12 protein-coding genes and 3 tRNA genes are annotated in these 14,923 nt (G+C 40.0%); 9 read left to right on the forward strand and 6 right to left on the reverse strand.

What is annotated here, in order from left to right:
• Window positions 1–64 precede the first annotated feature (64 nt).
• The 3 genes from recQ to yigL are packed head-to-tail and all read left to right on the forward strand — an operon-like array spanning window position 65 to window position 3,730.
• Window positions 65–1,894 carry an ATP-dependent DNA helicase RecQ gene (gene recQ, locus F1325_RS01115; RefSeq protein WP_160229890.1) on the forward strand — a complete coding sequence of 610 codons (1,830 nt, stop codon included), beginning with the start codon at window positions 65–67 and terminating at the stop codon, window positions 1,892–1,894.
• An 18-nt stretch (window positions 1,895–1,912) separates the two neighbouring features.
• Window positions 1,913–2,917, forward strand: coding sequence for a lysophospholipase L2 (gene pldB, locus F1325_RS01120; RefSeq protein ID WP_109372717.1), 1,005 nt, complete (start codon window positions 1,913–1,915; stop codon window positions 2,915–2,917).
• A 12-nt stretch (window positions 2,918–2,929) separates the two neighbouring features.
• Window positions 2,930–3,730 carry a sugar/pyridoxal phosphate phosphatase YigL gene (yigL, locus tag F1325_RS01125; protein ID WP_109372716.1) on the forward strand — a complete coding sequence of 267 codons (801 nt, stop codon included), beginning with the start codon at window positions 2,930–2,932 and terminating at the stop codon, window positions 3,728–3,730.
• 70 nt (window positions 3,731–3,800) lie between these two features.
• Here yigL and mscM read toward each other — a convergent pair whose 3' ends face one another.
• From mscM to rsgA, 3 genes are all read right to left on the reverse strand, one after another.
• Window positions 3,801–7,136, reverse strand: a complete 3,336-nt coding sequence (gene mscM / locus F1325_RS01130; RefSeq protein ID WP_160229891.1) for a miniconductance mechanosensitive channel MscM — start codon at window positions 7,134–7,136, stop codon at window positions 3,801–3,803.
• 22 nt (window positions 7,137–7,158) lie between these two features.
• The gene (gene asd / locus F1325_RS01135; RefSeq protein ID WP_160229892.1) at window positions 7,159–8,055 is read right to left on the reverse strand and encodes an archaetidylserine decarboxylase; all 897 of its coding nucleotides are present in this window, start codon (window positions 8,053–8,055) and stop codon (window positions 7,159–7,161) included.
• A gap of 88 nt (window positions 8,056–8,143) precedes the next feature.
• On the reverse strand, window positions 8,144–9,202 hold the full coding sequence (rsgA, locus tag F1325_RS01140) for a small ribosomal subunit biogenesis GTPase RsgA (RefSeq protein ID WP_109372713.1): 1,059 nt from the start codon (window positions 9,200–9,202) through the stop codon (window positions 8,144–8,146).
• A gap of 115 nt (window positions 9,203–9,317) precedes the next feature.
• On the opposite strand from rsgA, the gene orn reads away from it, so the two are divergent.
• The 4 genes from orn (at window position 9,318) to F1325_RS01160 (ending at window position 10,328) form a co-directional block, all read left to right on the forward strand.
• Window positions 9,318–9,863 (forward strand): oligoribonuclease, encoded by a 546-nt coding sequence (gene orn, locus F1325_RS01145; RefSeq protein WP_109372712.1) that lies wholly within the window; start codon window positions 9,318–9,320, stop codon window positions 9,861–9,863.
• 166 nt (window positions 9,864–10,029) lie between these two features.
• Window positions 10,030–10,105, forward strand: a tRNA-Gly gene (locus tag F1325_RS01150).
• A 36-nt stretch (window positions 10,106–10,141) separates the two neighbouring features.
• A tRNA-Gly gene (locus F1325_RS01155) sits at window positions 10,142–10,217 on the forward strand.
• A 35-nt stretch (window positions 10,218–10,252) separates the two neighbouring features.
• Window positions 10,253–10,328 (forward strand) — tRNA-Gly (locus F1325_RS01160).
• A gap of 45 nt (window positions 10,329–10,373) precedes the next feature.
• Here F1325_RS01160 and F1325_RS01165 read toward each other — a convergent pair.
• The 3 genes from F1325_RS01165 to queG all read right to left on the reverse strand — a co-directional run bounded on the left by F1325_RS01165 (window position 10,374) and on the right by queG (window position 12,887).
• Window positions 10,374–10,700, reverse strand: a complete 327-nt coding sequence (locus F1325_RS01165) for a type II toxin-antitoxin system RelE/ParE family toxin (RefSeq protein WP_109372711.1) — start codon at window positions 10,698–10,700, stop codon at window positions 10,374–10,376.
• Window positions 10,701–10,705: 5 nt separating this feature from the next.
• Window positions 10,706–10,975, reverse strand: coding sequence for a type II toxin-antitoxin system Phd/YefM family antitoxin (locus F1325_RS01170; protein WP_109372710.1), 270 nt, complete (start codon window positions 10,973–10,975; stop codon window positions 10,706–10,708).
• Between the two features lie 757 nt (window positions 10,976–11,732).
• Complete coding sequence (queG, locus tag F1325_RS01175; RefSeq protein WP_160229893.1) at window positions 11,733–12,887, reverse strand: tRNA epoxyqueuosine(34) reductase QueG; 1,155 nt, start codon at window positions 12,885–12,887, stop codon at window positions 11,733–11,735.
• A gap of 224 nt (window positions 12,888–13,111) precedes the next feature.
• Here queG and tsaE point away from each other — a divergent pair, with 224 nt between their 5' ends.
• Entirely contained in the window at window positions 13,112–13,579 is a 468-nt protein-coding gene (tsaE, locus tag F1325_RS01180) for a tRNA (adenosine(37)-N6)-threonylcarbamoyltransferase complex ATPase subunit type 1 TsaE (RefSeq protein ID WP_109372762.1), read from the forward strand.
• Window positions 13,580–13,592: 13 nt separating this feature from the next.
• The gene (locus F1325_RS01185) at window positions 13,593–14,918 is read left to right on the forward strand and encodes an N-acetylmuramoyl-L-alanine amidase (RefSeq protein ID WP_109372708.1); all 1,326 of its coding nucleotides are present in this window, start codon (window positions 13,593–13,595) and stop codon (window positions 14,916–14,918) included.
• Window positions 14,919–14,923 lie beyond the last annotated feature (5 nt).

A 14,923-nucleotide genomic window follows, 5' to 3' on the forward strand; every position in this document is an offset into this window, starting at 1 on the left:
ACATTGGTGCCTTTTCTTTTACTCCTCATCATAGTTTTTATCAGCAGCTTTTCAGAGGAACGGCGTGTCCACAGCAGAAGTTCTTAATTCAATGCCATCAGCACAGGCTATTTTGCGAGAAACCTTTGGTTATCAGCAATTTCGCCCTGGTCAGCAAGAAATCATCCATACCATTACAACTGGCAGAGATTGTCTAGTTGTGATGCCGACAGGGGGTGGTAAATCCCTTTGTTATCAAATTCCCGCGTTATTGCTCGATGGGCTGACTGTGGTTGTTTCGCCACTCATCTCACTGATGAAAGATCAGGTTGATCAACTTTGCCTTCATGGTATTGAAGCTGCTTATTTAAATTCAACCCAAACGCGTGAAGAGCAGTTTGATGTTCAAATACGTTGTCAAAAAGGTGAAATAAAACTGCTGTATATTGCCCCTGAACGTTTAATGATGGAGAGTTTTCTTCATCAATTAGTGCAATGGAAACCTGCATTATTAGCGGTTGATGAAGCGCATTGTATTTCACAATGGGGTCATGATTTTCGTCCTGAATATCGCGGTATAGGATTATTAAGACAATATCTTCCAGATGTGCCGATTATTGCACTGACGGCAACGGCGGATAATACAACACGTTACGATATTATTAATCAGCTAGTGTTACGTGACCCCCTGATTCATATCAGCAGTTTCGATAGACCGAATATCCGCTACACTTTAGTAGAGAAATACAAACCGCTTGATCAACTTTGGCTATTTATTCGCGGTCAGAAAGGAAAATCCGGCATTATTTATTGTAACAGTCGCAGTAAAGTCGAAGAAACCGCCGAGCGCCTGAGTAAACGAGGATTAAGCATTGCGGGTTATCATGCAGGAATGGAAATAGCACAGCGTGCTAAAGTACAAGAAGCTTTCCAGCGAGATGATTTGCAAATTGTGGTTGCCACTGTTGCATTTGGTATGGGTATCAATAAACCCAATGTACGTTTTGTGGTTCACTTTGATATTCCTCGTAATATTGAATCCTATTACCAAGAAACAGGGCGTGCAGGGCGAGATGGATTGCCTGCTGAAGCGGTATTATTTTACGATCCTGCCGATATGGCGTGGTTGCGTCGTTGTTTAGATGAAAAGCCAGAAAGTGACCAAAAAGCGATTGAAATGCATAAGCTTAATGCGATGGGTGCATTCGCAGAAGCACAAACGTGCCGACGCTTAGTGTTACTTAATTACTTCGATGAACATCGACAAAATGCCTGCGGTAACTGTGATATTTGCCTTGATCCCCCTAAACAATATGATGGTTTAGTGGATGCCCAAAAAGCCTTATCCTGTATTTATCGCACAGGTCAGCACTTTGGTATCGGTTATATTGTTGAAATATTAAGGGGGGCGAATAATCAGCGTATTCGAGATTCTGGACACGATACATTACCTGTTTATGGTATTGGTAAAGCGCAAAGCCATGAACATTGGGTGAGTGTGATCCGCCAGCTTATTCATTTAGGTATGGTGACACAAAATATTGTCCATCGCTCTGCATTACAACTGACAGAGATGGCTAGACCAATCTTACGTGGTGAAGTGCCATTACAATTAGCCGTACCTAGATTATTAAGCCCGACAAAAAGCCGTAATCAACAAACAAAAAATACCCATAGACAGTACGATAGAAAATTGTTTGCGAAACTACGTAAATTACGTAAGTCTATTGCTGATGAAGAAAACATTCCGCCATTTGTCGTTTTTAATGATGTCACATTGATAGAAATGGCAGAGCAGTGCCCCGTTTACCCTGATGAATTGTTATTAATAAACGGTGTTGGGCAACGAAAATTAGAACGATTTGGACCCGCGTTTATGACACTCATTCGTGACCATATTGAGGGCTTCGAATAACGCCAATAAGGAGAGCCAATGACAACCACCCTATTTAAATATTCGTGGTTATCTCGTGAAAAGCAGTTTTCTGCTTTTACGAACGGCGTCTTATTGGATTTTTGGAGTCAACGTGAAGAAGGTGAGTTTATTGGTGTTGATGGCGCCAAAATTCGTTATGTTCATTGGCGCTCACCATCGCACAATAAAGCACTGGTTATTGCTTCAGGTCGGAGTGAAAGCTATGTAAAGTATCCTGAAGTTGCGTTTGATTTCTTTCACTCAGGCTATGATGTTTTTCTTCTTGATCATCGAGGTCAAGGGCTTTCTGACAGACTTCTGGATGATACTCAAAAAGGGCATGTCGAAAAATTTAGTGATTATATTGATGATTTCTCAACTTTCGTTGATACGATTGTTTTGCCTTATCAATATAAACATTATTTTGCTTTAGCCCATTCAATGGGTGGCGCAATTTTAGCAGGCTATCTACTTCGGCAGCCTGATGTGTTTAAAGCGGCAGCGCTATGTGCGCCGATGTTTGGCATTAAATTACCTATACCTCGCTGGGTGGCTAATTTTTTAGTTAACCGAGCAGAACAAAGTCAATCTGAAAGAAATAACTACGCGGTATCAACAGGTAAATGGTTTCCACTGCCATTTATCCTTAATGTGTTAACACATAGCCATGAGCGATATCGCCGGTATTTACGTTATTATGCTGATTTTCCAGAACTACGATTAGGCGGACCGACTTATCATTGGATGGGAGAAAGTCTAAAAATGGGAGATTGGTTAATTGAACATGCGGGAGAGATTAATACCCCTCTATTAGTGCTCGAAGCAGAGCAAGATAAGGTGGTAGATAATCAAGAGCTAAGGGCTTTCTGTGAACGTTATAGTCAGTCCAGAACAAGAGAAGAAAAGCAAAAATTGCCACTGGTGATTGAGGGTGCGCATCATGAAATCTTGTTCGAAATAGATAAGCTACGCTCACAAGCATTAAATGAAATCTGTGAGTTTTATGATAAGCATTTATTTTAATCAGGAATGTGTATGTATTCGATAGTCGCTTCAGATCTTGATGGCACACTGTTATCACCTAATCATGTATTAACTCCCTATACGCAAGAAACCCTGCATCTACTTATTAATAAAGGCGTGCATTTTGTATTCGCAACAGGTCGTCATCATGTTGATGTTGCTCAAATTCGTGATGGATTAGGCATTAACGCTTATATGATAACCTCTAATGGCGCACGAGTGCATAACACTCATGGCGACCTTATTTTTAGCCAAGATCTTGAGCCTGAAATTGCTTATGACTTGTCTTTGTGTGTTTTTGATCACCCCGAAATTGAAACGAATATTTACGCTGGCGACTATTGGTATGTCAATAAAGAAATGCCAGGAGCTTGTGAGTTCTTCCGGGAATCGGATTTTAATTATGAACTGTTTTGTAAAACAGGGTTTCCGACCACCAATGTCTGTAAGGTCTTCTTCACCTCTGATGATCATGAACTATTGTTGACACTGGAAAGTGAAATTAATCAGCGCTGGGGTGATAAGGTCAATGTGAGTTTCTCACTGCGTAATTGCTTAGAAGTGATGGCGGGTGGTGTATCTAAAGGTGAAGCTCTCGAGAAAGTGGCTAAATTGATGCAACACACTGCCAAAGATGCAGTTGCGTTTGGTGATGGTATGAATGACAAAGAGATGCTACAGATAGCTGGTAAAGGTTGCATTATGGAAAATGCGCATCAGACATTAAAAGATTTACTCCCAAATATGGAAGTGATCGGAACTAATGCTGATGAAGCTGTGCCTCATTATTTACGTAAATTATACCAAGTGTGATCCTCCCTAAAAGAAAAGGCGAACAACGTGATATTGTTCGCCTTTTTTATATTCCAATGGAATAGATTAATTACAATCCACCGACTTCTCTTGGTGTTGCACGCATAGAGCTGCGGATTGTATTGCCCATCATATCCACTCTGGCTTGGAATGGTGGGAACGGTAATGGGATGCCGTGCTCTGCAAAGGCTAAGAGAATATTTTGGTGGATCTCGTGTCTTGCTGGCATTCTGTGCCCCATCTCTGCGGCATAAACACGTAATTCAAAAATCTGAATACCTTGCTGTAAATCGACCAGATAAACCTCTGGTGCTGGGTTTTCTAAAATCATCGTAGAGCGTTTTGAGGCTTCTAATAACACATTTGTTACTTGCTCACTGTTACAGTCTGCTGGAGCAGGGATGGTCATTACGATACGAGTGACTGAATCTGAGAGTGACCAGTTAATAAATTGCTCTGTAATAAACGCTTTGTTCGGTACGATAATTTCTTTTCTATCCCAATCGGTTAACGTGGTTGCCCGTGTGTTGATCTTAGAAATATTTCCGGTCAAATTCCGAATAGTGACGGTATCGCCAATACGGATTGGTTTTTCAAATAAGATCATCAAACCTGAAATGATGTTGGCAAAAATTTCTTGTAAGCCAAAACCTAACCCAACACCCATTGCCGCCACTAGCCACTGTAATTTTGACCACTCAATCCCTAATAAAGAGAAACCCACAATACTCCCAATTAAGGTGATGGTGTATTTGGTCATCGTGGTAATGGCGTAACCTGTACCCGGTGTTAAATCAAGATGCTGTAAAATGGCCAACTCAAGTAAAGCAGGGAGATTTCGTACTAATTGGGTTGTAATAATAATGACAAGGATTGCCACTAAAATAGAACCCATCGTAATAGGTTGCACCGTGTTAACACCATTTATCGATGAGGTGACGTCCCAAAGTCGGATATTATCAACGAAAGAGAACGCAGTATTTAATTCAGACCATAATAAGATCATCGAGACTAATGCAATCATCGTTAGAATAGAGCGAACTAAACCAATAGATTGCGCACTGATAGCATCAAGGTCTATTTCTTGAGCTTCAATTTCAAGCCCTACTGTGCTCTCACCACTGCTCCCAACAATCGTATTTTCATCTTCACCTTTTGCACGCTGAGCCAGAATTTCTGCACGCTTTTGTTTAGCTCGTTCAAAGGCTAATTTTCGGCGCTGAATAAGCATCCATCGCTGAATAATGTGGTAGATAATCAGTAGAGCAAACCAAATGGCGACAGACATTTCTAAACGACCGAGTAAGACAATCGATGTAGAAAGGTAACCTAAGACGGCGGCTAAACCTGCAATAACCGGAGCAAGCAGTAAGAACCACCATAAAATGGTATTGATAAGGTTATCGCCAGATCCATGTTTATCAAGATAAAGTGGGACGTGAGCTTTTTTAAGGCTAGAGGTAATAAAGCTTAGGGCGATACAGAGCAGTAAGAAACAGAAACGACCAACCGTCGGTGCAAATTCTCTATCACTATAATATTCAAAGGTAATTAATGACATCATCAGCGGCACGATGACAAAAATAGAAAGCTGGTAAAAGCGCATCGCTTTTTTAACACGGCTCTCTTTCCATTTAAATTGAGCAATAAATAGACCGTTATGACGTGCAAAGGTTGCACTTATCATAAATAACCATAGCACAGGTGCTGCTGCTGTGACCCCATATCCAATCGCTCCCGCCATTGGATAACGCCATTCAACACTTTGTAAGCCATAACCTACGGCAGACCATAACAGAGGTAATGGCAACGCAATTAAAATAGACCAAAAGACAGTGCGTATCGTCAGTGAAAAGTGATCCTGTGTGACTTTACCAATACGGTTGCTGACTCTTTCAAGAAAGGCGTTGTAATGTTTTCGAGTGCGCAGGCTAAAGCCCACAATTGATAAAGTGACGAATAGAAATAGGAATGTATCCTGATTTTTAAGCATGCTGACAGCAGCATGACCTAATTGTGAGAAGGTATCTAGCGAAAGCAATCGAGTGATATCTTTGACTAATAAAACCGGATAATTAAATTTGATGGGGCTGATATCAGCAACCCAGAACATATAACGGTTTGTGGCGTCTTTTGTCTCTTTTAATGCATCCGCTAATTGTGTTGTTGCCACTTTTAGTTTTGTTAACTCAAGAATTTGAGAGTCATAACCGGATAACAACGAATTCAATAATTCATGACGTGCTTGGATAAGAGAATCAAAAATATATTGCTGAGCTTCAGGCAATTTAGAGCCATCTGCGGTTTCTGGCGGCTGGATCTTACTTAAGTTTTCCAGCATATCCTCATAGCCTAAACGCTCGACACGTAACTGAATAATATCTCTATCAAGTTCTTGTGAACGAGGCATTTCAGGTAAGCGGGAAAGCTGTGTTCTTAATGCTTCGCCTAATGCTGTTGAGCCACTTAACCACTGTGCTTGTTCTCGAATAGTGGTAAGCGTTTGACGAACTTGTTGTGTCTGCTGGGTGGTAATGCGTTGTTTTTCTGATAACTCACTCATTTCCTGTGTTTGTTTATTCAGGATCTGAGAAAGTTCACGGTTAGTTTGGATCTGTTTTGTCAGAAACTCAGGGAGCTCACCACCTTTCTCCGCTAACATCTCTGTTTTTTCTAATGCCAGATCAGCCACTTCTTGGCGCTTTATATTTAATAAGCTGCGCAATTGTTGTAGTTGCACATCAAGACGCTGATAGCGTTTTTTAAATAATTCTAAGCGAAGGCGAGCAATTTCTTGGCGGTTATTAGCCGAAAGTTGTGCCATTTCAAGCTCATTAACCATCGCTTTACGTGCGGTGACTTCAGCTTGTGTTAGCTTATTTTGTGCCTCTGTTAACGGCGTTGTTGACGCACTGGCAGCTGCGAGTCTTGCTGTTGCATCGCTGAGTAAACGGCGCGCTTCAGAAAGCTGTTGGGGTAATAAGTTTAAAGATTCGCTAATTTCTCGGCTTTTATCTTGCTCTTGTTGCTGAAGCCTTGCTTGTTCCATTAATTGGCTACTGATTTGAATAATTTTCTGTTCTAAATCAGGGATGCTAATTTTTTCTGGAATAGTAGGAACAGCATGGCTTTCTTCTAGAAGCTTAGTTCTTAGCTCTTGCGTGATTTGAGGGTAATCATCAATGGTTTTTTGATAATTATCTGCATTCGTTTGCGCTTTTTCACCATCATTAATCCAATTGATAGTGCCTTGTAGCGCCTGGACTGCCTCAATATCTTGAGGATTGGTACTTCCTTCAAGTTGTTTAATATCTTGACGTAATTTCTCCACATCCGCTGATATTGCAGATGTGCTTAACGAAAGCGTCAAAAAGAGCGAGAAGAAAAGACTGATTATCAGGCGCACAAAGGTTACTCCGAATTACGTGTTATTCACTGATGGCATTATTGTCATTACCAGCGACATTGATGATGGAACCCAATTGTTCCCCCATTAATGTAACGGAGCCATTCATAAGATCTTTATTCAGTTGAACGGTATTTTCTGGGAAAAGGTTGATGACAGTTGAGCCTAACTTAAATCGGCCCATTTCTTCACCTTTTTTCAAGAATATCGCTCCTGCTTTATCCGCTTGAGGATATGTCCAACGTTTAATAATACCTTCACGAGGTGGCGTTACCATGCCACACCAAGCCGTTTCAATACTACCAACAATTGTTGCACCCACTAGAATTTGTATCATTGAACCAAATTGAGTTTCAAAGAGGCAAATAATACGTTCATTACGTGCAAATAAGTTAGGGACATTAGCCGCTGTTAATGGATTAACAGAGAAGAGATCGCCTGGAACATAAATCATCTCTTTTAATAAACCATCGCAAGGCATGTGAACGCGGTGGTAATCACGAGGTGAAAGATAAGTCGTAATAAACTGACCATTACGGAATTTATCTGCTAGCATAAAATTACCTGCAAGTAACGCTTTAAGGGTGTAATGATGTCCTTTGGCTTGCAGAATTTGATCGTCTTGAATAAGACCGAGTTGGCTTACTGTGCCGTCAGCAGGCAGTGCGAGTTTGTCATCACCTTCAACGATAGGGCGAACACCATCTTTTAAAGTACGAATAAAGAAATCGTTGAATGTTGAATAAGCTTGGAATTGGCTTTCTTTCGCTTCATTCATATCGACTTTATAGGCTTTCGCAAAAGCTTTGATAACAAACTGGGTAATTGCACCCGCTTTTTTGTTGGCAAACCAACCTGCTAATTGTGTGAGCCATAATTTAGGCAATAAATACTGTAGTTTAATTTTTAGCTTGTCCAAAATGGCAACCTCTGGGATTGAACGATAAAAAATAGACAAAAGGGGTCTATTGTACCCACCCTTAATCGGGTTGTCAGTGAATCAATTATTAAGTGTCTAAATTAATATTCTTACGAACTTTCACCTGACTCATACTTTCTAAAATACGATGGTAATTTTCAAAGCGCGTTTCTGAGATCTCACCGTTATTTACGGCTTCACTAATTAGGCAACCTGGATCGTCTAAGTGCTTACAATCGCGGAATTTACAACCACCAAGGTACGGTCTGAATTCAATAAACCCTTTTGTTACTTGCTCTGGCGTTAAGTGCCATAAACCAAATTCACGTACACCCGGAGAGTCAATGACATCTCCTCCTTGTGGGAAATGGTAAAGGCGTGATGCTGTTGTGGTATGCTGGCCTAAACCTGAGTTATCAGACACCTGATTAACTAGAATACTTTCTTCCATTGGTGGTAATAAGGTATTGAGTAAGCTTGATTTTCCGACCCCAGATTGCCCCGCAAAAATGGAGATACGACCAATCAACTCTTGTGTCAATGCATCAAGACCTTCTTTGGTGTAGCTAGAGACTTCAAGAACACGATAACCAATATCTTTATAAGTTTGCATCCATTCACTGACAGTCTTACGGCTTTTCTCGTCTAACATATCGATTTTATTGAGTACAATCAGAGGCTCAACGTTTAAAGTCTCACATGCGACAAGGTAACGGTCGATAATATTTAAAGAAAGTTCAGGCAAAATAGCCGAAACGATAATAATTTGATCAATATTAGCTGCAATAGGCTTAATGCCATCATAATAGTCAGGACGAGTAAGTACTGAAGTTCGTTCGTGTACAGCTTCTACAATACCATTTACGCGGACATTTTCTTGTGTTTGTAGCGCAGGACGCCAAACAACTTTATCACCCGTTACCAGTGATGAAATTGTGCGTCGAATATTGCATCGTGTAATAGTGCCGTCAGCAGCTTCGATATCTGCATGTTGACCAAAACGGCTGATCACTAAGCCTTCGGTCGCTTCGCCTAATTGCGTATCGTCTAATTCAACGTGGTTTTTTTTCTCTTTGCTCTGCAAACGCTTTTTATGATTTTCTTGTACTCGGCGTTGCTGGCCTTTAGATAATTTACGTTTTGTCACCGATCCTCACTTGTATTATTCGGTTAGATGTTCTTCTGTCGTGCTTATTGAGTAAACGCGCTATGATAAACGCTAAAATATCATGTCTCACACTTAGAAACAGCTAGGATATATTATGTCAAAAAGCGAGAACAATCTGATCTGGATAGATCTGGAAATGACAGGTCTTGATCCTGAATGTGACCGTATCATCGAAATTGCCACTATCGTGACAGATCCTCAACTTAATATTTTAGCCGAAGGCCCTGTAATTGCAGTACACCAATCTGATGAACAATTAAGTTTAATGGATGAATGGAATACACGTACCCATACTGGTAGTGGCTTAGTTGAGCGCGTAAAAAACAGTTCATATGATGATAATTCAGCACAAAAAGCGACAATTGAATTCCTAGAAAAATGGGTACCAAAAGGCGTATCACCTATCTGTGGTAATAGTGTGGGGCAAGATAGACGTTTTCTATACCGTTACATGCCAGAGCTAGAGCAATATTTTCACTACCGTTATCTTGATGTGAGTACATTAAAAGAATTAGCACGTCGTTGGAAACCTGAAATTTTAGAAGGTTTTGAGAAAAAAAATACTCATCAGGCATTGGATGATATTCGTGAATCTATTGCAGAGCTAGCTTATTATCGTAAAACCTTTATTAAAGAGTAAAAAGCGTGCATTCATGATTGATATTGCATCATTATGATGATTTTATCGGCATGTAATCAAAAAAACGTATTTTTTTGTTGATAAGGGCTTGCGGTTAAGCATTTTTCTCGTATAATGCGCTTCCCGTACCGATGAAGAATTTCGTTTGTACGGGTGTAAGAAAGACGCGGGAATAGCTCAGTTGGTAGAGCACAACCTTGCCAAGGTTGGGGTCGCGAGTTCGAGTCTCGTTTCCCGCTCCAATCTTTCTTAGACAGTTATTAGTAGTGTTATGCGACGCGGGAATAGCTCAGTTGGTAGAGCACAACCTTGCCAAGGTTGGGGTCGCGAGTTCGAGTCTCGTTTCCCGCTCCAAATCTTTCATTTATAATTGTCAAAACTTACCAAATGCGGGAATAGCTCAGTTGGTAGAGCACAACCTTGCCAAGGTTGGGGTCGCGAGTTCGAGTCTCGTTTCCCGCTCCAAGTTTTTCTCTTCTAGTTTTATTCTTCTAATCAAAAATCAATACGTTATCCTAATAGTCTACGGCTAAGTAGCGCTTTCATATCTCGTCTACCATCAGTAATGACGTAAATAATAATTTGTTGTCCTAATACTCTGTAAATCACCCGATAGGGTTTAAATAGAATTTGTCGAAATTCACGAATACCTAACGTTTGTAATTCATTAGGAACAGTTCCCTTCTTTGGAAAATTAGTTAAATTGTCTGCTACTGCTAGTAACTCATCTAATACATAATCTGCATTTTCTGGGCAGTCATGTTCAGAAATATAGTTATGAATATTTTCTAAATCTGCCTCGGCATCTTTAGTAACTACGACCTTGTATGATGCCATTCTTTCTACTTCCTTTTATTTTTTAAACGCTGAACAACACTTTTTATATCACTGACTTCGCCTGATTCAACTTGTTGTTGACCTAATGCTAATATTTTCAGTAGAGCTAACATTTCCTGAGTTTCTTCATAAGATTCAATATCTTGAATGACTGCTTTAGCTTCGCCATTTTGAGTAATAATCATAGGGGAGCCAGATTCGGTAAGTTTTACCATTACTTCAGCCATATTGGCCTTTAAATAGCTAATTGGTTTAATTTGTTCTGAATAACGCATATTCACCTCCATAAATTAAGTCTTAATTTAGACCAAAAAAAGACTATGCTCGCTAGTCTAATAATGTGTAGCCTAAAATACAACCAAAAAAAATCTTCATTTATTCTCTCGCTTTTTTAAATATCGACTACACTGTTTTAGGGTGCAGATTAGGGAATTTTACTTAATACTCGTAAAGAGAGTGTGTTGGATTATTGTTCAAAAAAGAAAATGTCATTAATACATGTAAGATCAAGCTATTTTTTTGTGATCTATCTTTGATCTTTGCTTGCATTTCTATTTTGACAGCACTAGAATGTGCGCCTTTCCTCATTTCGAGGGGAAATTAGAGGCAAGATCATTTTTTAGGTTTCAGGCCTTTATTCTGTTAAACATGCATTGAATAGTATTTTAGAAAAAGAAAAGGGTTTCTCAGGCTTTTCTTTAAAAAAACGTGATATATATTCTACTATTCTTAAAATCTTCCCAAATCGATTTATCCACAGTGAGATGCTAATAACCACTGCATCTAAGCACTATTTATTTTTTTACTGCACAGAGTTATCCACAAGCACGTATCATTAAGTGATAAGGATATTATTCTCTTCAATAAATTGATTGGATTTTATATCTAATTGATAACTAAGTTTATTTTAATTTTTTAAATTTTGAGTCTTAGTTCGCTTGAATTTTTTTTTCATGTTGATAGGCAAGGGATTTTTATTTTATTCACAGAGGAAATTAATGGTTATTCGTAATGCGTTTATCCTGTTAAAAATTAAGCGTCACGAGGTAAGCCTTTAGTTATCGCCCTTACTAAGCGTTTTTGTTGTGAAGTCTGTATTTTTACTTCTTTTTCATTTCTCTTCGCTGTCTGCTGTGCAATCGCCCAGTTTAAATGTTCATCTAAAACATCACTCAATCCAAAGCGTTCTTGCAAGGCAAGTATAATTTTATCTTGATAAGGTGCATTTCCTAACGCCACGCTAATATTTCTAAGCCAACGTAAATAACCAATACGGCGGATCGGCGAACCTTCAGTGATACGCAGAAATTTATCTTCATTCCATTGAAAGAGATCGAGTAATTCTGGGGTATGAAGTGCTCTTCTTGGTGAAAAATCTTCTTCGTCAGTCAGTGATGAAAAACGATTCCAAGGACAGATAAGCTGGCAATCATCACAACCATAAATGCGATTACCCATTAGAGGGCGAAATTCTTCAGGAATAGCACCATCGAGTTCGATAGTGAGATAAGAAATACAGCGACGAGCATCAATAGTATAAGGTTCAACAATGGCACCTGTCGGACAGGTTGTCATACAGGCGACGCATTTACCGCATTGCTCTTCAACTGGGCTATCAATAGGTAACGGCAAATCAATCAGTAGTTCACCAAGGAAAAACCAAGAGCCTGCTTGATTATTAATAACAAGTGAGTGTTTACCAACCCAGCCAAGTCCTGCCTTAACAGCTAATGGGCGTTCCATAATAGGGGCTGAATCAACGAAAGGACGAAAGTTGACTACCCCTTGATATTCAAATTGCTGACAATATTGTGAAATTTTTTCGCCGAGTTTTTTAAGACGCTGCCTTAATACTTTGTGATAATCTCGACCAAGTGCATAACGGCTGATATAGCCTTGTTCTGGGTTATTTAAGGTTCGTGCAAAAGCCGCATCCGTGGGGAGATAATTCATTCTGACACTGATAACGCGTAATGTACCCGGAACCAGCTCATGAGGTCTGGCTCGTGTCATTCCATACTTTTCCATCCATGCCATTTCACCATGATATTGCTTATCTAACCAAGCTTGCAGGCGAGGTTCTTCAAGTGATAAGTCAGTATCACATATCCCTGTTTGTTGAAAACTTAGCTCAGAACCCCATAATTTAATGTTTTGAGCGAGAAGATTAAGATCGAGTGATGACATGAATAAACCGAATCAGTAGGTAAGAGGTGAGTCCTAAGAGCGCGCAGTGTATCATAGTGAGGCGGTAGGAAAAATCCTCGCAATAAATAGATTTATGGTATGGTTATTTGATAGTAATTTCGATAACTATTTGCCTTAAGAAAACATATAAAGCTTAGTATTTGATGTTCTCCAACGATCTCTCTTTATTAAGCCGTTATAACTTAACAATAGATTATATAAATATGAAAGAATGGGTTGTTACATTAGAAGATGAAGCGGCAACAGTTGAACTAGGGCGTACTGTTGCAATAGCGACGGATCATAGCGGATTGATCATTTATTTATATGGCGATCTTGGTGCTGGAAAAACAACCTTTAGCCGAGGCTTTTTACAAGCGCTTGGTCATCAAGGGCATGTTAAAAGCCCAACATATACATTAGTTGAGCCCTATATGCTTTCGCCAAATCCCGTTTATCATTTTGATCTCTATCGTTTAGCTTCCGCTGAAGAGCTGGAATTTATGGGAATACGCGACTATTTTGAACAAGATGCGTTATGTCTTATTGAATGGCCATCTCAAGGCGAAGGCTTTTTACCTAACGCAGATTTAGAACTTCATTTAAGCTACGAAGATGAAGGTCGAAAAGCGCGTTTTGTTGCCCTTTCACCAAGAGGGAACACTGTTTTATCCCGTATTCAGTCTGCATAAAGGAATATTGATTATGTCGAGTCTCATCACTACTGTGAGTCAAAGTCAGCGCTATGTTGTTGCCTTTCTGTTGGTTGTTTTGTCTTTATTTTTTGTGCAAATAGCACAAGCCGCTACTGTGACAGAAGTAAAAGCAGAAAACGGTATTTCAGCAACAACCCTTACATTTACTTTTAGTGATGGGAAGCCTAGTTATCGATATTACTCATTAAAAAGCCCTGACCGTTTGGTGATGGACTTTAAACAGAGCACAAAAGTCACGGGATTACCAGCAACATTAGGCAATGGGCAGTTAGTCCATAAAATTCGCTCAACGCAATCAAAAGATAGCCAATACCAAAGTATGGTTGTTGAGCTTGCTCAGCCGGTTGTGGTGACTGAAAGTTTGATGAATGTAAGTGGTGGCTATAAGTTAGTGCTTACTATCAAAGCTATGAATGCTCGACAAAATAGCAATGCCCAATCGACAGTAAGTGTTGTTGCGTTATCACCAACAGCAACGACATCACATTCAAGTGTAAATACAAATCGGGAAATGGCGCCTTTAATGACTAAGCCAGTAACCGAAGTTACGCCTGTTGTTCCCATTGCAAAACCACGCACCACACCTTCAAAACCGCAAGCAGGCTCTCGCCAAATTATTATTGCGATAGATGCTGGTCATGGTGGGCAAGATCCCGGTGCGATTGGCCAGAAAGGTAATCGTGAAAAAGACGTGACGTTAAGTGTGGCAAGAAAGTTGGAAGCTCGCTTACGTAATGATCCTATGTTTAAGCCTGTTCTAACACGCAGCGGCGATTATTTTATCTCAGTTGCGGGGCGTTCTGAAGTCGCCCGTAAGCAAAGTGCAAATATGTTAGTGTCTATTCATGCAGACTCAGCACCAAATCGTAGTGCAAGAGGCGCTTCTGTATGGGTGCTTTCTAATCGTCGTGCAAACAGTGAATTAGGTAAGTGGCTTGAGCAAAGCGAGAAACAATCTGAATTACTCGGTGGTGCTGGTGATGCATTAGATGGCGCTGATCCTTATCTAAGTCAAACCGTCCTTGATTTGCAATTTGGTAATTCACAGCGAGTAGGCTATGACGTTGCCGTTGCCGTATTGTCTGAACTAAGAAAAGTGGGGTCATTACATAAGAAAACACCAGAGCATGCGAGCTTAGGTGTTTTGCGTTCACCTGATATCCCTTCAATTTTAGTTGAAACAGGCTTTATCAGTCATGCGTCAGAAGAGCAATTACTGATTTCTGATGCTTATCAAGAGAAACTTGCGGCATCTATTCACGCTGGTTTAAGAAATTATTTTCTGGCTCACCCTTTACAAAACGCGCCTAATTGATTGAG

This window comes from Proteus columbae, assembly GCF_009914335.1.
Classification (GTDB): domain Bacteria; phylum Pseudomonadota; class Gammaproteobacteria; order Enterobacterales; family Enterobacteriaceae; genus Proteus.